17 protein-coding genes are annotated in these 16,686 nt (G+C 71.7%); 12 read left to right on the forward strand and 5 right to left on the reverse strand.

The genetic code is table 11. The features are described 5' to 3' along the window. Nucleotides 1-7 precede the first annotated feature (7 nt). Together sucB and D1350_RS17805 are read left to right on the forward strand one after the other, a co-directional pair. A complete protein-coding gene (gene sucB / locus D1350_RS17800) occupies nt 8-1,777 on the forward strand; it encodes a 2-oxoglutarate dehydrogenase, E2 component, dihydrolipoamide succinyltransferase (RefSeq protein ID WP_125777380.1) in 1,770 nt (589 codons plus the stop codon). Between the two features lie 97 nt (nt 1,778-1,874). Next, on the forward strand, nt 1,875-2,927 hold the full coding sequence (locus D1350_RS17805) for a TIGR01777 family oxidoreductase (protein WP_125777381.1): 1,053 nt from the start codon (nt 1,875-1,877) through the stop codon (nt 2,925-2,927). Nucleotides 2,928-2,948: 21 nt separating this feature from the next. Here D1350_RS17805 and D1350_RS17810 read toward each other — a convergent pair whose 3' ends face one another. After that, nucleotides 2,949-4,598, reverse strand: a complete 1,650-nt coding sequence (locus D1350_RS17810; protein ID WP_125777382.1) for a hypothetical protein — start codon at nt 4,596-4,598, stop codon at nt 2,949-2,951. Between the two features lie 57 nt (nt 4,599-4,655). Beyond that, nucleotides 4,656-5,693, reverse strand: a complete 1,038-nt coding sequence (locus D1350_RS17815; protein WP_125777383.1) for a Gfo/Idh/MocA family oxidoreductase — start codon at nt 5,691-5,693, stop codon at nt 4,656-4,658. A 148-nt stretch (nt 5,694-5,841) separates the two neighbouring features. Here D1350_RS17815 and D1350_RS17820 point away from each other — a divergent pair, with 148 nt between their 5' ends. Beyond that, a complete protein-coding gene (locus tag D1350_RS17820; RefSeq protein ID WP_240644180.1) occupies nt 5,842-6,636 on the forward strand; it encodes an HNH endonuclease family protein in 795 nt (264 codons plus the stop codon). Nucleotides 6,637-6,642: 6 nt separating this feature from the next. On the opposite strand, the gene D1350_RS17825 is transcribed toward D1350_RS17820, so the two are convergent. Then, nucleotides 6,643-7,575, reverse strand: coding sequence for an NAD-dependent epimerase/dehydratase family protein (locus tag D1350_RS17825; RefSeq protein WP_125777385.1), 933 nt, complete (start codon nt 7,573-7,575; stop codon nt 6,643-6,645). Between the two features lie 116 nt (nt 7,576-7,691). Between D1350_RS17825 and D1350_RS17830 the strand changes: the two genes are divergently transcribed. From D1350_RS17830 to glnA, 5 genes are all read left to right on the forward strand, one after another. Continuing rightward, nucleotides 7,692-8,423 carry a TetR/AcrR family transcriptional regulator gene (locus D1350_RS17830; protein ID WP_125777386.1) on the forward strand — a complete coding sequence of 244 codons (732 nt, stop codon included), beginning with the start codon at nt 7,692-7,694 and terminating at the stop codon, nt 8,421-8,423. Then, entirely contained in the window at nt 8,401-9,150 is a 750-nt protein-coding gene (gene lipB / locus D1350_RS17835) for a lipoyl(octanoyl) transferase LipB (protein WP_125777442.1), read from the forward strand. Before D1350_RS17830 ends, lipB begins: the two co-directional genes overlap by 23 nt. 5 nt (nt 9,151-9,155) lie before the next feature. Beyond that, nucleotides 9,156-10,157 (forward strand): lipoyl synthase, encoded by a 1,002-nt coding sequence (gene lipA, locus D1350_RS17840; protein WP_125777387.1) that lies wholly within the window; start codon nt 9,156-9,158, stop codon nt 10,155-10,157. A gap of 20 nt (nt 10,158-10,177) precedes the next feature. After that, nucleotides 10,178-10,921 (forward strand): DUF4191 domain-containing protein, encoded by a 744-nt coding sequence (locus tag D1350_RS17845; protein ID WP_125777388.1) that lies wholly within the window; start codon nt 10,178-10,180, stop codon nt 10,919-10,921. A 317-nt stretch (nt 10,922-11,238) separates the two neighbouring features. Beyond that, a complete protein-coding gene (gene glnA, locus D1350_RS17850; protein WP_125777389.1) occupies nt 11,239-12,663 on the forward strand; it encodes a type I glutamate--ammonia ligase in 1,425 nt (474 codons plus the stop codon). A 170-nt stretch (nt 12,664-12,833) separates the two neighbouring features. On the opposite strand, the gene D1350_RS17855 is transcribed toward glnA, so the two are convergent. Then, the gene (locus D1350_RS17855) at nt 12,834-13,379 is read right to left on the reverse strand and encodes a hypothetical protein (protein WP_125777390.1); all 546 of its coding nucleotides are present in this window, start codon (nt 13,377-13,379) and stop codon (nt 12,834-12,836) included. A 51-nt stretch (nt 13,380-13,430) separates the two neighbouring features. Continuing rightward, nucleotides 13,431-13,613: a hypothetical protein gene (locus D1350_RS24170; protein ID WP_206074589.1), complete on the reverse strand. Its 183-nt coding sequence runs from the start codon at nt 13,611-13,613 to the stop codon at nt 13,431-13,433. Nucleotides 13,614-13,739: 126 nt separating this feature from the next. Here D1350_RS24170 and D1350_RS24175 point away from each other — a divergent pair, with 126 nt between their 5' ends. The 4 genes from D1350_RS24175 (at nt 13,740) to D1350_RS17870 (ending at nt 16,592) form a co-directional block, all read left to right on the forward strand. Next, nucleotides 13,740-13,886 (forward strand): hypothetical protein, encoded by a 147-nt coding sequence (locus D1350_RS24175; protein ID WP_206074590.1) that lies wholly within the window; start codon nt 13,740-13,742, stop codon nt 13,884-13,886. Nucleotides 13,887-14,029: 143 nt separating this feature from the next. Continuing rightward, on the forward strand, nt 14,030-14,989 hold the full coding sequence (locus tag D1350_RS24180) for an ABC transporter ATP-binding protein (RefSeq protein ID WP_206074591.1): 960 nt from the start codon (nt 14,030-14,032) through the stop codon (nt 14,987-14,989). Continuing rightward, nucleotides 14,986-15,801, forward strand: coding sequence for an ABC transporter permease (locus tag D1350_RS17865; protein ID WP_206074592.1), 816 nt, complete (start codon nt 14,986-14,988; stop codon nt 15,799-15,801). The genes D1350_RS24180 and D1350_RS17865 overlap by 4 nt, the downstream gene beginning before the upstream one ends. Beyond that, nucleotides 15,798-16,592: an ABC transporter permease gene (locus D1350_RS17870; RefSeq protein WP_125777392.1), complete on the forward strand. Its 795-nt coding sequence runs from the start codon at nt 15,798-15,800 to the stop codon at nt 16,590-16,592. The genes D1350_RS17865 and D1350_RS17870 overlap by 4 nt, the downstream gene beginning before the upstream one ends. Nucleotides 16,593-16,686: the final 94 nt, after the last annotated feature.

Here is a 16,686-nt window from a genome sequence, read left to right on the forward strand (position 1 = left end):
GCAGGTCATGTCTGAGAACGTGCAGCTGCCGGCCCTCGGCGAGTCCGTCACCGAGGGCACTGTCACCCGTTGGCTCAAGCAGGTCGGCGACACCGTCGCCGTGGACGAGCCCCTGCTCGAGGTGTCGACCGACAAGGTCGACACCGAGATCCCGTCGCCCATCGCGGGCGTCCTCGAGCAGATCCTCGTCGAGGAGGACGAGACCGTCGAGGTCGGCGCCACCCTTGCCGTCATCGGTAGCGGCGCCGGCGCGTCGGCCCCTGCCCCCGCCGAGCCCGAGCCCGCCGCCGAGGCACCCGCCCCGGCCGCCGAGCCGGAGCCGGAGCCCGCCCCGGCCGCACCCGCCGAGCAGCCCGCACCGGCCGCCGAGCCCGCCCCCGCGGCGGAGTCCGGTTCCGGCGAGGGCACCGAGGTGAAGCTCCCCGCCCTGGGCGAGTCCGTCACCGAGGGCACCGTCACCCGCTGGCTCAAGGCCGTCGGCGACGACGTCGCCGTGGACGAGCCCCTGCTCGAGGTCTCCACCGACAAGGTCGACACCGAGATCCCGTCGCCCGTCGCGGGCACCCTGCAGGAGATCCGCGTCCAGGAGGACGAGACGGTCGCCGTCGGCGCCGTCCTCGCCGTCGTCGGCTCCGGTGCGGCGGCTCCCGCCGCCCCGGCCGCCCCGGCCCCCGCTCCGGCCGAGAAGGCCCCCGCCGAGAAGGCCCCTGAGCCCGTCGCCGAGGAGAAGCCGGAGCCGGTCGCGGCTCCCGCGCCGGCCCCGGTCGGTCCGCCGGAGCCGGCTCCGGCTCCTGCCGCTCCTGCCCCGGCTCCCGCGGCCCCGGCCGCTCCCGCAGCGTCGGACGCCGGCCGTTCCGGCGGCACCTATCTGACGCCGCTGGTCCGCAAGCTCGCCGCCGAGAAGGGCGTCGACCTGGCCACGGTCACCGGCACCGGCGTGGGCGGACGCATCCGCAAGGAGGACGTCCTCGCGGCCGCCGAGGCCAAGGCCGCACCGGCCGCAGCCGCCCAGGCTCCGGCGTCGGCTCCCGCGACCAAGCTCGAGGTGTCCCCGCTGCGCGGGACCACCGAGAAGATGTCGCGTCTGCGCAAGATCGTCGCCGAGCGGATGGTCGAGGCCCTGCACACCCAGGCCCAGCTCACCACGGTGGTCGAGGTGGACGTCACCAAGGTCGCCAGGCTCCGTGCGAAGGCCAAGGAGTCGTTCAAGGCGCGCGAGGGCGCGAACCTCACGTTCCTGCCCTTCTACACGCTGGCCGCCATCGAGGCGCTCAAGGCGTTCCCGAAGATCAACGCGAGCATCGACCCCGAGAAGGGCGAGATCACCTACCACGGCTCCGAGAACGTGGGCATCGCCGTCGACACCGAGCGTGGCCTGGTGGTCCCGGTCATCAAGAACGCGGGCGACCTGAACCTGGCGGGCATCGCTCGTCAGATCCAGGACCTGGCCGGTCGTACGCGCGACAACAAGGTGGGCCCGGACGAGCTGTCCGGCGGCACCTTCACGATCACGAACACCGGCTCGGGCGGCGCGCTCATCGACACGCCGATCGTCCCGGGCGGACAGGTCGCGATCCTCGGCACCGGCACCATCACGAAGAAGCCGGTCGTCGTCACCACGGCGGACGGCGAAGAGACCATCGCGATCCACTCGATGGCGTACCTGTTCCTCTCGTACGACCACCGTCTGGTCGACGGCGCCGACGCCGCCCGCTTCCTCACGGCCATCAAGGCCCGCATCGAGGAGGGCGCGTTCGAGTCCGAGGTCGGTCTCTGACCCTCGGGTAGCACCTCGCACGAGTTGTCAGAAGCTCTCCGGCGTACGCCGGAGAGCTTCTGACAACTTTGGGGTGGGGCTCGGGTAGGTTCGCGGCATGGACGTGGTCGTCGCGGGGTCGCACGGTTTCATCGGGTCCGCCCTCGTGGCGGACCTCCTCGCACGCGGCCACGACGTGCGCCGCCTGGTCCGTCCGGGCAGCGCCGCCCGACGGCGGAGCCCGGCTCCCGCTGCCGGGTCGCCAACTGCCGGGTCGCCCGCTGCGGGGTCGACGGCCGCGTCGCCCGCTGCGGGGTCGACGGCCGGGTCGCCCGCTGCGGGGTCGACCGCCGCCGGCTCGACTCGTGGCCCTGGCGTCGTCGCCCGCGGGACCGTCGTGGACCTGCCCTGGGACCCGTACGCCGGCGACCTCTCCCCCGCGGCACTCGAAGGCGCCGACGCCGTCGTCAACCTCGCGGGCGCCGGGATCGGCGACCGCCGGTGGACGCCCGCGTACCGGCGCGAGATCCTGCGGTCCCGGGTCGCCACCACCGGTCTGCTCGCCCGCACGCTGGCGTCGCTCGACGAGCCCGGCGTGCTGGTCCAGTCCACGGGCATCGGCGCTTACGGCAACCGTGGCGACGAGACGCTCACCGAGACCTCCTCGCGTGGCGACGACTTCCTCGCGGACGTCGTGAAGGCCTGGGAGTCCGCGGCGGAGCCCGCCGCCGAGGCTGGGGTCCGCGTGGCCCACCTGCGCAGCGGCATCGTGCTCGCTCCCCGGGGTGGCGCGCTCGGCCGGCTCCTGCCGCTGATCCGGCTCGGGCTGGGCGGCCCGCTGGGTTCCGGCCGTCAGTGGTGGCCGTGGATCACGCTGCCCGACGAGCTCGCCGTCTTCCGGTACGCCATCGAGCACCCGCTCGCTGGGCCCGTGAACACCGTGGCTCCCGACCTTGCGACCAACGCCCAGGTGGTGCGGGCGGTCGCACGCGCCCTCCACCGGCCGGCGGTGCTCCCCGTCCCCCGCATCGCCCTCCGTGTCGCAGTAGGCCAGTTCGCGGACGACCTGCTCCGGTCCCAGCGTGCGGTCCCCGCCGTGCTGGAGGCGGCCGGCTTCCGCTGGGAGCACCCGACGCTCGAGTCGGCCGCGCGCTGGGTCGCCGAGGGCTGACCGGGCACCGGCCCGCCCCGCTCACGCGACCGCCGCCACCCGCCAGCCGGACGCGGTCCAGGCGAGGGTGAGCGTGGCGGTCCGCACGCCCGAACCGGGCACGGCGGTCTCGACACCGTCCGCCGCGACCTGGATGTGCGCGCCGACGACGTACCTGACGCGGACCGTCGCCCTGTCCGTCGCCCTGTCCGTCGCTCCGGCCGCCGCCGCCTGCGCCGCTCCCGCCTCCGGGTCCGGCGCCAGCTCCCCCGGTTCGGCGGCCGCCTCTGCGGAGACCACCTCGACCGTCGCGCCCACGACCCGGGTCCCTGTGGTGCTGAGCTCGGCCAGCAGGGCCATGTCTGCCGCGTGCGCGGCCGTACCGGGCACGTGCACGCGTGCCGCGTCGCTCCCGTCGCCGGCGAGGAGGGCCATCCGCCGCCGGGTCAGCTCGGTCGCCGCGGCCTGCGGGTCGGCCGGGTCGAGCGCCGGGTCGAGCGTCGGGTCGAGCGTCGGGTCGTCCGCGGGCGCTGTGGGCACCGAGGCGCGACCGGCTACGGACCGCGGCCCCGGGGCGCCGCCCGCCGGGGCCACCGGGGCGCCGCCCGCCGGGTCCTGCGGGTGCGGCGAGGCGGCCGCCTGAGGCGCCCCAGGACCGCCGTCGGGCACCGTGCCGGCCCCGGGCACCGCGGCCGAGGTGAGGGCCCCGGCACCCAGGCCCGAGGCGAGGCCCACCACCACGGCGACCGCCGCGAGGACGGTGCCGCGCGAGGCGCGACGGGAGCGTGCGGCCGGGCTCGGCCCGGTCGTACCCGGCCCCGCCGTCCCCGCCTGCCGCAGCCCTGCCGTCCTCGGCACCGCCAGACCCGGCGCCGCACGCCCCCACACCGCCCGCCCCGGAGCGCGGGCGCCGCGGGCCGTCCGTCGCCCTCCACCGTCCGGCGAGACGGGGAGCGTCGCCCGCCGACGACGCCAGAGCCCGCTGGCCTCCGCACGAGGCGCCACGACCGGATGCTGCCCGGTCAGCGCGACGCACACAAGAGCCGACGCCTCGGGAACTCGGACCGGCTCAGGAGCGACCGCCTGGTGCACCCGTGCCGCGAGCGTCCCCGCCTCGGGCCGGTCGCGAGGATCCGGTGCGGCGGCACGCGCGAGCTCCGCCTCCAGCCCTGGCGCGGCGCCCGTCGCCACGACGCCGCCCACGACGCCGCCCACGAGACCGCCCACGAGACCGGCGAGGGACCGCACGTCGTCCGCGGGGGTCGTCAGAGGGCCGTCGGGCGGGGCGAGCCGCGGGCGGAGGAGGGCCGAGCCGTCGGGCCGCAGAAGCACGTCCTCGGCCCGGACCGGGCCTTGCGTCAGCCCGGCGGAGTGCAGGGCCGCGAGCGCCTGTGCGACCGCGACCACCACGCCGGACGCCTCGGCCGGGGTCAGCGGACTGCGCGCGGCCAAGGCTGTGGGCAGGTCTGTCGCGTCGGGGCGGGCGATGCGCACCTCGAGCGCCTCGGGTCCGTGCGGAACCACGCCGACCACCGGTGCGAGGCTCGGGTGCTCCAGCGCGCGGAGCGTCTCGAGCCGGTGGACGAGGGCATCCCGATCGACGGCCTCGGCCGGGATGACGACGCGGACCAGCTCGGACGGGATCGCGGGGACGTGCTGCGGGAGCGGGGCGTCGGGATCGGTCGGGTGCACGAGTCCATCCCACCCCGTGCGGACGGATCCCGCTCGTGGTCGTCCACAGGTCCCCGGTCAGACCGGGACGGTCCGCCCCTCCTTGGCCGAGACGCGGGCGGCGTCGAGCACCTCGGCGGTGCGGACGGCGTCGGCCGGCTCGACGGGGATCTGGCCGTCGCCCGTCAGCCATTCCTCGACGGCCCGGTAGAAGTCGGCGTGGCTGCCGGGGGCGGCGGGGACGGGGGTGCGCTCGCGCCCCCGGGTGAGCCAGCCGTGGGTGCCTTCGGGCGCGGTCTCGTCGAGCACCTCGAAGGGCGAGGCGTCTGCCTCGAACGAGGTGACCAGGTACGCCCCGCCGGATCCGAGCACGCGGGTGCGCGGGCCGGGTGCTCCGACGAGCGAGCCGGCCCACAGCCGGGAGACGACGGCCTGCGGCGACGCGGCAACGCCTCCGCCGGGCGCGTGGTGCAGCACGAGGAACACGTCGTCCTCGGTGGGCGTGCTCAGGGCGCGGAGCTCGGCGGACACGGACTGCACCCTGCCGAACAGGCGGGTGGCGGAGTCCACGAGGTGGGGGCCGAGGTCGAGGAGGAGGCCGCCGCCGGAGAGGTCGTTCTCCTTCCAGCGCTGCTGGGGCCGGGGCCGCCAGCGCTCCCAGTGCCGTTCGAACGTGTGCACGTCGCCGAGCTCTCCCCGGCGCAGCAGCCCGACGAGGGTCAGCTGCTCGGGGTCCCAGCGGCGGTTCTGGAACACCGTGAAGGGAGTGCCGGTGGAGGCGGCCGCGGAGACGACACGGCGTGCCTCTGCCGCGGTGGTCGCGATGGGCTTGTCGAGGACGAACGGCACGCCGGACGCCGCGACCTGTGCCGCGTGCTCCGCGTGGGAGCCGCTGGGGCTGGCGATCACGACGAGGTCGTACGCGCTCGGGTCGGCGAGGAGGCTCGTGAGGTCGGGATGGAGCCGGGCTCCCGGCCAGTCCCCCGCGGCCTGCACCCGGCGCCCGGGGTCCCGGGTCACCACGGCTGTGACGCTCATGCCCGCCTCACGCGCCAGCCGGGCATGGATCTGCCTGCCCGCTCCCCCGTACCCGACGATCGCCATCCGCAGTGTCATCTGCCCATCGTGCCCGAGTCCCGGCCAGTTCACCCCGCGAGACCGCCCGGGATGCCCGTTGCTTGACGCTTCTCCCGGTACTGGCACAATGGGCCGCGCATATCGCACATCACTCGGTTTGTCGTGTTAAGACGGGATGAAGATCTTCGTGAGCTCCACACGGACGGGCAAGAAGGACAGCACGGCGAGCACAGGTCGTGAGCCCGCCCGGGTCCACCCCGACCGGCTCCGCACCACTCCGAAGGTCGGCAAGCGCAAGCTGCTCCAGCTCGTCCTCGTCCTCGTGGCCGCAGCGATCCTCCTCGGCAACATGGCCTTCCAGTCCCGTCAGGACGACACCCCGGCGGCAGATCCGGCCGCCGGTGGCGCCCTGGACACGCTGTTGGAGCTCCCCGTCCAGGAGCCCGCCCCGGAGGACGGCTACGACCGGGAGCGCGACTTCGGGAGCTCGTGGCAGGACGTCGACGACAACGGGTGCGACACCCGCAACGACATCCTGCAGCGCGACCTCGAGGACATCGCGTACTCGTCCGGCTCGTCGTGCGAGGTGGCGTCCGGCAGGCTGGACGACCCGTACACCGGCACCGCGATCGACTTCCGGCGCGGCAAGGAGTCGGGCGCGGTCCAGATCGACCACATCGTGGCGCTGAAGAACGCGTGGACCACCGGCGCGCAGGACTGGGACCGCGACAAGCGCGTCGAGTTCGCGAACGACCCGCTCAACCTCGTGGCGTCCGACGGGCCGGCGAACATGGGCAAGGGTGCCAAGGACGCGTCGCAGTGGCTGCCCGACAACCAGGCCTACCAGTGCCCCTACGTGGCCCGGCAGATCGCCGTCAAGGCGACCTACGACCTGTGGGTCACCCCGGCGGAGCGCGACGCCATGGAAGACGTGCTCCTCAGCTGCCCGGCAGAGCCCCTGCCGTCCCGCACGTCGTCCTGACGCGGTTCACGCCCGGTCGCGCCACCAGGCGACGGTGGCCGCGAGCGCGTCGTCGTGCGGCGTGGGCGTGAGGCCGAGCGCCTCCTGGGAGCGGGCCGAGTCCACGACGAACGGCCGGTCGAACTGGTACCGCACGTGCCGCAGCTCGCGCATCATGGGCGAGGCGACGCCGACGAGCCCGACGAGCCATCCCGGGACAGAGCCGACGCGCGATGCGGGCGCTCCCGCGATCTCGCACAGCCGCTCGGCCATCGCCCGGTAGGTCGTCGCCGGTCCGGTCGGGACGTGCCAGGCCCGGCCCCAGGCCCGGTCGCCGGTGCCTGCGGCGACCAGGGCGGCCGCGACGTCGGGCACGTACGACCACGAGTGCGGCTGGTCGGGGTCACCGACGAGGCGGGCCGGCCGGCCGGCGAGCAGCGGGGGCACGAACCGGTCCCCCAGGTGCGACTGGTCCAGGCAGCCGGGCCCGAAGTAGTCGGACGCACGCAGCTCGGTCGCTCGGACGCGGCCGGCCTCGTGCGCCGCGAGCGCGTCGTCCCACAGGCGGGCCCGTACCGCGGCCTTGGCGCTCGACGGCGCGATCGCGTGGTCCTCCGCCATGGGGCCCGACGGCGGCCCGTACACGTACAGGTTGCCGAGGATCACGTAGCCGGCACCCGTCGCCTCCACGGCCCTGAGGAGCCCGGCCGCCACCGGCGGCCAGTCGGTGAGCCAGCGGTGGTAGGCCGGGTTGACGCAGTTGTAGAGGGTGTCCGCGCCTCGGGCGAGGGCCGCGACCGCCGCGCCGTCGGCCGCGTCGGCGCTCTTCCGCCGGACTCCCGGGTGGTCCGGCCCTGAGCCGGAGCGGCTGACGAGCACCACCTCGTGCCCCTGCTCCGCGAGCCGCACGGCGACGTGCGCCCCGACCTGCCCGGCTCCGACGACGACGTGCTTGCCCATATCGACTCCTCAGTTGTGACTGGCGCTCTCGTTCGAGAGCAATGCTCTCGCCTGGCTCCGGTCCGTGTCAAGAGCACCGCTCTCGCTTCTGCGCACCGCTCTTGTACGCTGCTCGCATGAGCTCGAGCAGCACCGCCCGTGCCCGCGCCCGCGCGGAGCTGACGCAGGAGATCGTCGACATCGCCCGCGGTCAGCTCGCGACGTCCGGGGCCGCCGGGCTGTCGCTCCGCGCGGTCGCCCGGGAGATGGGCATGGTCTCGTCGGCGCTGTACCGCTACTTCCCCAGCCGGGACGACCTGCTGACCCGGCTGATCATCGACGGGTACGACGCCGTGGGCGAGGCGGTCGAGCGGTCCGACGCCGCCGTCGACCCCGAGGACGTCGCGGGCCGCCTCGTCGCCGTGTGCCACGCCGTCCGGACCTGGGCCCTGGCCCACCCTCACGAGTACGCGCTGCTGCACGGCTCCCCCGTGCCGGGGTACAGCGCGCCCCAGGACACGGTGGGACCTGCGGTCCGGGACACCGTCGTGCTCGGACGCATCATCGGGGACGCGTGGGCCTCGGGAAGGCTCGTCCTGCCCGACGGCGACCTCCCGGCCGGCTCTCCCCTCGCGGACGACCTCGACGTGGTCCGCGAGATGATGCCGGGAGTGCCCGCGGCCGTCGTCGTACGGGCCGTCGCTCTCTGGGCGACGCTCTACGGGATGGTGAGCTTCGAGGTCTTCGGGACGCTCGACAACGTGGTCCGCGAGCGGGACGCGTTGTTCGACCACACCGTGCGGGGCCTCGTCGCGTGGATCGGCCTGCGCGCTGACGGCCGTGGCGATGGTGTCGGCGGGGCGGCGTAGGGTGGCATCCGTGGACATCCAGCACCTCACCGGCCACGTGGACTACCACGAGGGCTGGGACCTCCAGCGGCGAACCCACGAGGCGGTCCGGACCGGCGAGCAGGACGGCACGGTGTTCCTCCTGGAGCATGCGTCCGTCTACACGGCGGGCCGGCGCACACGCAAGGACGAGTACCCCGTGGACGGCACCGTGGTGGTCGACGTCGACCGCGGCGGCAAGATCACGTGGCACGGGCCGGGGCAGGTTGTGGCGTACCCCATCGTCGCTCTGGAGAGCCCCATCGACGTGGTCGCGTACATCCGCACCCTCGAGGACGCGGTGATCGACGTCTGCGCACAGCTCGGCGTCGAGACCCTGCGCGTCGAGGGCCGCTCGGGCGTGTGGCTGGCCGCGGAGGACGCCGCCGTCGTCGGCTCCGGTGCCCGGCGGGAGCGGAAGATCTGCGCGATCGGCGCGCGCGTCGCCAAGGGCGTGACGATGCACGGGCTGGCCCTCAACTGCGACGCGGACCTCACGGCGTTCGACCTGATCGTGCCGTGCGGGATCGACGACGCCGACGTCACGTCGCTCACCGCGGAGCTCGGCCGCCAGGTCACCGTGGACGAGGTGCGGCCGCTGCTGGCGAACGCCCTCGAACGGCACCTTGTTCCCCTGCTCGCGGTGACGAAGCCCACGCCGGACGCCGTCGGAGCGCCTTCGGCGGCCACCCCTGCTGCCGTAGTCTGAACCGCATGACGCTCGCACCCGAAGGCCGTCGAATGCTGCGTATCGAGGCGCGCAACTCGACTACCCCGATCGAGAAGAAGCCCGAGTGGATCAAGACCCGGGCGACGATGGGCCCGGAGTACCGGGACATGAAGGGACTCGTCAAGAGCGAGGGCCTGCACACGGTCTGCGAGGAAGCGGGCTGTCCCAACATCTTCGAGTGCTGGGAGGACCGCGAGGCCACCTTCCTCATCGGCGGTGACCAGTGCACGCGCCGCTGCGACTTCTGCCAGATCGACACCGGCAAGCCGGCCGACTTCGACGCGGACGAGCCGCGTCGTGTCGCCGAGTCGGTCAAGACGATGGGCCTGCGGTACTCGACGATCACGGGCGTCGCCCGTGACGACCTGGCCGACGGCGGCGCGTGGCTCTACGCGGAGACCGTCCGCCAGATCCACGCGATGAACCCTGGCACCGGCGTCGAGCTCCTGATCCCCGACTTCAACGCGATCCCCGAGCTGCTGGACGAGGTCAACGACTCGCGTCCCGAGGTGCTCGCGCACAACGTCGAGACGGTCCCCCGGATCTTCAAGCAGATCCGTCCGGCGTTCCGCTACGACCGCTCCCTCTCCGTGATCACCCGCGCCCGCGAGGCCGGCCTCGTCACCAAGTCGAACCTCATCCTCGGCATGGGCGAGACCACCGAAGAGGTCGTGGTCGCCCTGCAGGACCTGCACGACGCCGGGACCGACCTCATCACCATCACCCAGTACCTCCGCCCCTCGCTGCGCCACCACCCGGTGGACCGCTGGGTGCGCCCCGAGGAGTTCGTCGAGCTGTCGCAGGCCGCCGAGGAGATGGGCTTCCTCGGGGTCATGGCGGGGCCGCTCGTGCGCTCGTCGTACCGGGCCGGCCGCCTCTGGGGGCAGGCCATGACCCGTCGCGGGCTCGAGATGCCCGCGGCGCTCGCACACCTCGCCGAGCCCACCACCTCCCGCCAGGAGGCGGCGAGCCTCCTGGCACGCTGACACGACTAGAATTTAGGACCATGGCCCGAACCCCGTCCGGAGCAGGCTCGCGCGCGGACGCGCCCGCCGGCACCCAGAAGCAGAAGAAGCCCAAGAAGCAGCGCTGGTATCACCAGGTGTGGGCCGTCTACAAGATGACCCGCAAGCAGGACCCCAACGTCACCTGGCTGATGCTCACGGTGTTCGTCGGTGTGATCGTGGTGGCGCTGACCATCGGTCTGCTCGCCTCTCAGCCGATCTACGCGCTCGTCGTGGGCCTGCCCTTCGCGCTCCTCGGGGCCATGTTCGTGCTCTCCCGCAAGGCGGAGCGCGCCGCATACACGCAGATCGAGGGCCAGCCGGGTGCCGCCCGTGCCGCCCTCGGCACCGTCCGTGGCGGGTGGAACTTCGAGGAGGAGCCCGTCGCGGTGGACCCGCGCAGCCGTGACCTCGTGTTCCGTGGCGTCGGCCGCGCCGGCGTCGTGCTCGTGTCCGAGGGTCCCGCACACCGTGCCGGCAAGCTCCTCGAGGGCGAGCGTCGTCGCGTGTCCCGCATCCTGCCCAACGTGCCCGTCACGGTCATCCAGTGCGGCAACGACGAGGGCCAGGTGCCGCTGACCAAGGTCGCCGGCACGGTGCGCAAGCTCAAGTCCACGCTGACCAAGATGGAGGTCGCGGAGGTCGCCAAGCGCCTCAAGGCGATCGGCGGGGCCAAGCTCCCGATCCCGAAGGGGATCGACCCCACGCGGGCCCGTCCGGACCGCAAGGGCATGCGCGGTCGCTGACCCTGGTGCACCTCGTGCCGAGGGCGTCCTCCTCCGGGAGGGCGCCCTCGCTCTTTGGCTGTGATCTACCTCGCTCTTTGCCTGCCGAGCGGGGCGCCGTCCACGCGTCCGGCAGGCGGACGTCGTCGGGCCGCACGTCCTCTGGTCTGGCACTCTGGGGGCGGCTGGCAGACGTCGTACCGCGCCATCTCCTATCCGTTACACGTGGGAGAGACGTGCGTAACCCGACAGAAACATTCGGTAACGCCAGAGAAATCACGGGCCCCTAGGTTCGGTACGACCCGAACCCGGGCATCGAGCGAGCAAGGAGCGCATTGATGTTCAAGAACGCCGAGGAGGCGATCGCCTTCACCCGCGACGAGGGGGTGGAGTTCGTCGATGTCCGGTTCATTGACCTGCCGGGCATCATGCAGCACTTCAACATCCCGACCGAGCAGTTCTCTGCGTCGTCCTTCACGGACGGCCTGATGTTCGACGGCTCGTCGATCCGTGGTTTCCAGGCGATCCACGAGTCCGACATGAAGCTCGTGCCGGACGTCACCACGGCCTTCGTGGACCCGTTCCGCAAGCGCAAGACGCTCGTCATGAACTTCTCGATCGTGGACCCGTTCACGGACGAGCCGTACTCCCGCGACCCGCGCAACATCGCCGCCAAGGCTGAGGCCTACCTCGCCTCCACCGGCATCGCGGACACCGCGTTCTTCGCCCCCGAGGCCGAGTTCTACATCTTCGACGACGTGCGCTACTCCACGTCGGCGAACGAGAGCTTCTACAGCATCGACTCCGTCGAGGCCGTGTGGAACACCGGGCGCGACGAGGAGGGTGGCAACCTCGGGTACAAGACCCGTTACAAGGGCGGCTACTTCCCCGTCTCCCCGTCCGACCGGTTCGCCGACCTGCGTGACGACATGGTCGCCTCGCTGACCCAGGTGGGTCTGGACGTCGAGCGCGCGCACCACGAGGTGGGCACCGCCGGCCAGCAGGAGATCAACTACCGCTTCAGCACGCTGCTCGCGGCGGCCGACGACCTGATGAAGTTCAAGTACGTCATCAAGAACGTCGCCTTCGAGGCCGGCAAGTCGGTCACGTTCATGCCGAAGCCGATCTTCGGCGACAACGGCTCGGGCATGCACTCGCACCAGTCGCTCTGGGCGAACGGCGAGCCGCTGTTCTACGACGAGAAGGGCTACGGCGGCCTGTCCGACATGGCCCGCTGGTACATCGGTGGCCTGCTCAAGCACGCCCCGTCGCTGCTGGCCTTCACCAACCCGTCGGTGAACTCGTACCACCGCCTGGTCCCCGGCTTCGAGGCCCCGGTCAACCTGGTCTACTCGGCCCGTAACCGCTCCGCCTGCATCCGTATCCCGGTCACGGGTACGTCGCCCAAGGCGAAGCGCATCGAGTTCCGCGTGCCCGACCCGTCGTCGAACCCGTACCTCGCGTTCTCCGCGATGCTGATGGCCGGCCTGGACGGCATCAAGAACCGCATCGAGCCGGCCGCGCCGGTCGACAAGGACCTCTACGAGCTGCCCCCCGAGGAGCACGCGAACATCGCGCAGGTCCCCGGCTCGCTCGGCGAGGTGCTCGACCGCCTCGAGGAGGACCACGAGTACCTCACGCAGGGTGACGTGTTCACCGAGGACCTCATCGAGACGTGGATCGACTACAAGCGGACCAACGAGATCGACCCGATCCGTCTGCGGCCGCACCCGCACGAGTTCGAGCTGTACTACGACATCTGAGTCGTAGCGCTCGGCCTCGCGGCTCGGAAGGCCCCGGAATCCTGTGGATTCCGGGGCCTTCCCGTGTGTCGGTGGTCGCGGGTCCCGGAGGGGCCGCTGGCGTTGCGGGCCGCGGCGACCAGGTAGCTGTTCCCCCTCTGAGCGTCAGACGGGGAACAGCTACCTGGTCGTCAGCCTTGAGATCCACCCTCGGATGCCGAGCCCCGGCTCAGCTCAGTCTTGTAATCGTCGATCCAGCGTTGCTCGCACCATGCGTTCTCGCCGTCGCGTCGGATCGCCGCCAGAACCTTCTGCGGGGTGAGGCAGCTCGACAGACTCGGCAGGTGTTCGACAAGTGCGGCGCCGATCTGCCGGAGCTGCGCGTCGGCGGTGTCATCGCCCAAGACATCGCTCGGCGGGCGTCCGAGGTTGTGCGGCACGTATCGGTAACCAGTCGTCAGCCGCTCGGTCTGTGACGGCTTGATCTTGACCGGATACTCGCTCGGTGACCCCGACCTGGGGGCGGGTTGGCGGCCCTTGAAATCCCGCAAGCAACTGTGTCCGACGACGAGTGTCAGCTCGAACGGCCAGACGTTACGCAGTTCGGTGCGAAGGAGCGCGGCTCTGAGTCCGTCACGTTCGAACCACAACCGCTTGCCCCATCGTTCGAAGCCGACTGCTCGCGCGGGCTCCGCCACATGCTGGGAGAAGAGCGACTCAAAGGCATCGGCCATCACGGTCCGATCTTCGCATCCGCACCGTCCCGGCCGGGACTCGACCGCGCTCCCTCATGCCCACCCTTTCCACCGTCCCCGCAGCTTTTCCCGGGCCGCGTTGCGGACCTTCTTCGCCGTGCCGTGCTCGGAGAGGTCTCTCAGGACGAGGTCCGACGACGCCCGCTCCACCAGGCGACGCTGGCACCACAGCGTCGCACCGGGCAGGTCCTCCACGATCCGACGAGGGCTCTCCACGACCTCGCGGATCAGTCTCCACTCCCGCAAGCGACGCTCAGCAAAGTCACGATCGTCGCCCGGCAGCAGAAGATCGACCCACCCTTGGCCGACATTCCGAACGGTCCCGTCGCTCAGGAGCTCGCCGTGACCGACAGCGACGGCACGTTCTACGGCTCGATCATCATGCTCGCTTTCGATGGCGTGCTCGCCTACCTCGACTACCACACCTGGGACGACCGGCCGCTGACTGGGCTCCCGCCGGTCGAGCATCTCTCGATCGTCTCGCGATAAGCCGTCTGCCTCCGCGAGCGCCGGCTCTCCCAGCCGACCGGAACCATGGCTATCCTGTCGGAAATGCTCCGTCAGGGCTGGAGCGCCCGCAGTCCGACTTTCTACCGACCCCCTCGCCCTGCGTGGTCGGTGAGGAGTCTGCCGTGCGTTCGCCCACCTTCAGTTCTGAGCCGGCCATCCTGGCGCAGGGCCTCAGCAAGCAATATGACTTCTACCGGCAACCGCAAGGGCTCCGCGGCGCCCTCCGCAGTCTGATCAGCCGAGAGCTCACCAGCGTCCGGGCCGTCGTCGGCCTCGACCTCACCGTTGAGCGCGGTGAGATCATCGGCCTGCTTGGGCCGAACGGCGCCGGCAAGACCACCATCGTCAAGATGATGAGCGGCCTGCTGGAGCCCAGCACCGGTCAGCTCCGCGTGTGCGGGTATCGACCGGCGGCTCGCTCTTACCCGTTCCTGTCGCAGATCTCGGTGATCTTCGGCCAGAAAGCGATGCTCTGGTGGGACGTGTCGACCCGTGAGTCGCTGAAGATCCACCGCAGCATGTACGAGATTCCGCGGGACGAGTTCGCTGCGACCGTCGGCGAGCTCGGTGAGCTGCTGGGTATCACCGAGATCCTGGACACGCCGGTACGCAACCTGTCCCTCGGCCAGCGGATGCGATGCGAGCTGGCGCTGGCATTGCTGCACCGGCCGACGCTGCTGTTCGCCGACGAGCCGACCATCGGGCTGGACGTCCAGGCGAAGCTCGTGGTGCGCACCCTCTTCCGTGAGATCAACCGAGCCTTCGGCACCACGATCGTGCTGACCAGCCACGACATGAGCGACGTCGAGGCGCTGGCCGAACGAGTCGTCATCGTCACCGGAGGACGGGCAACATTTGACGGCGACCTCGCCGGTCTGCGGGCGCGAGCCAATCTGCAGAAGGCGGCGGTGTTCACCTACCACGACGGCCGCGTGGAACGGGTGCCGCTCGGTCACGAGGCGATCGGTGCGCTGGTCCAGGCCGCGGCGCAGTCCGGTGAGCTGGTCGACTTCCGCGTCGTCGAGCCGGGGCTCGACGAGGTCATGTCCAAGGTGTTCAGCGAGAGACCGGTGCGGTCGTGAGCACGCACGCCGCACGGCGTACCGGCTCGGTGTTCTGTGGCCTGCTGCGCCAGGAGCTCCAGACGATCGCGCAGTACCGCTGGTGGCTGGTGGCCATGCAGGCGAGCGTCGTCGTCGTGCCCCTGATCTCGCTGCTGGTGTGGCGCGGGGCGATGGCGAACGGTGCCGAGCCACCGGTCACCCGCGACTACCTGACCACCTATCTCGTCCTGGTCAGCGTGGTCACCATGCTGACGTCGAGCTGGACGGCGAGATTCCTGGCCGAGAGCATCCGTCTCGGGCACCTGAACGCCTGGCTGGTCCGCCCTTGCTCCACGCACCTGGTCGCGGTGACCAACAACGTGTCCGAGAAGCTCGCCAAGCTCGCCACGCTGCTGCCACTGATCGTCGTCCTGGCGGTCCCCTACCACCGCGACCTCGAGCTGCCCGCACATCCCGGACGCTGGCTGCTGTTCCTCTGGGCGCTGGCCCTGGGCGCCACGATGATGTTCTGCTTCGACGTCATCGTCGGCTCGCTGGCCTTCTGGTGGGACGACGTCGCGGCAGTGGACCGCTTCCGCCAGCTGGCCGCCGCCTTCCTGTCGGGGGCGCTGATCCCGCTCTCGGTCATGCCGACGGCGTGGGGACCGTTCCTGCAGGTCCAGCCCTTCGGATACGCGGTGGCGTTCCCCATCCAGACGCTGCTCGCGCCGGACGCCGCCACGCTGTGGACCGGGCTGGCGATGCAGGCCGCCTGGGTCCTTCTCGCGCTGGTCGCCGCCCGATTCGTCTGGGTCCGTGGCCTGCGCCGGTACAGCGGGGCCGGCGCATGAACCAGCGGACCGTACGCGTCACCGTCCTGGTCTGGCTGAAGCTGTTCCGGCAGGCCGTCATGCGGGATCTCCAGTTCCGCTCGCAGGCGTGGCTCCACCTGTTCGCCGGCATCGGCGAGCTGGCCGTCGGGATCCTCCCGGTGCTCATCCTGACCAGCTACGCCGGGTCGGACTCGGCTCTCCAACAGGCTGCTGTCCTCACGGTCGGCGTCTTCGCTCTCACCACCGGGCTGATGGACTGCTTCGTGACGCCCGGCCTTCGCCGGTTCGACACGGCGGTCCGCAAGGGTGAGCTGGACCTCGCGCTCGTCCGGCCCGTGCCGACGTTCTTCTACGCAGTGCTGCGCTGGATCCAGCCCACCGAGCTCGCGCGGTGCGTGAGCGGGACCGCCATCCTGATCGTCGCCGCTTCCACCTTCGACCTCGGACTGGGGCCCGAGGCCGTACTGGCCATGATCGTCTGGGCCGTCGCCGGGACCGTCGCCTACTGCGCCTTCTGGACCGACCTGACCCTGCTCGCCTTCTGGGTGCGCTCGATCGAGCCGGTCAACGACCTGGCCGCCGCCTGGCGCGTGGCCGGCCAGTACCCGCGCCAGTTCTTCCCCCGAACAGTGCAGATCATTCTGGTCTCGTTCGCGCCCGCCGCGTTGATCGGCTCGTTCCCCGCCGAGCAGCTCCTGGATCCGACGGCGGCGCTCCTGCTGGCCCCGGTCGTCGTCCTGGTCTCGTGTTCGTTCACCGCGCTCATCTGGCGGTATGGGCTGGCCCGGTACAACAGCGCAAGCAGTTGAGGCTCTTGGCGGATTCTCGCGATCCCCGGAGCGGTCACCGTGCCGATGTGGCGGGCGGCAGATTCGACAGCGCCACCGACGTCAACCGGCCGCG

The organism is Antribacter gilvus (assembly GCF_003946865.1).
Lineage (GTDB): Bacteria > Actinomycetota > Actinomycetes > Actinomycetales > Cellulomonadaceae > Antribacter > Antribacter gilvus.

Bases quoted from the DNA above. Each gene is read 5' to 3' on its own strand.
- sucB (WP_125777380.1), top strand. From the start codon at position 8: ATGTCTGAGAACGTGCAGCTGCCGGCCCTCGGCGAGTCCGTCACCGAG.
- D1350_RS17805 (WP_125777381.1), top strand. From the start codon at position 1,875: ATGGACGTGGTCGTCGCGGGGTCGCACGGTTTCATCGGGTCCGCCCTC.
- D1350_RS17815 (WP_125777383.1), bottom strand. From the start codon at position 5,693: ATGACACTGCGGATGGCGATCGTCGGGTACGGGGGAGCGGGCAGGCAG.
- D1350_RS17825 (WP_125777385.1), bottom strand. From the start codon at position 7,575: ATGGGCAAGCACGTCGTCGTCGGAGCCGGGCAGGTCGGGGCGCACGTC.
- D1350_RS17830 (WP_125777386.1), top strand. From the start codon at position 7,692: ATGAGCTCGAGCAGCACCGCCCGTGCCCGCGCCCGCGCGGAGCTGACG.
- lipB (WP_125777442.1), top strand. From the start codon at position 8,401: ATGGTGTCGGCGGGGCGGCGTAGGGTGGCATCCGTGGACATCCAGCAC.
- lipA (WP_125777387.1), top strand. From the start codon at position 9,156: ATGACGCTCGCACCCGAAGGCCGTCGAATGCTGCGTATCGAGGCGCGC.
- D1350_RS17845 (WP_125777388.1), top strand. From the start codon at position 10,178: ATGGCCCGAACCCCGTCCGGAGCAGGCTCGCGCGCGGACGCGCCCGCC.
- glnA (WP_125777389.1), top strand. From the start codon at position 11,239: ATGTTCAAGAACGCCGAGGAGGCGATCGCCTTCACCCGCGACGAGGGG.
- D1350_RS17870 (WP_125777392.1), top strand. From the start codon at position 15,798: ATGAACCAGCGGACCGTACGCGTCACCGTCCTGGTCTGGCTGAAGCTG.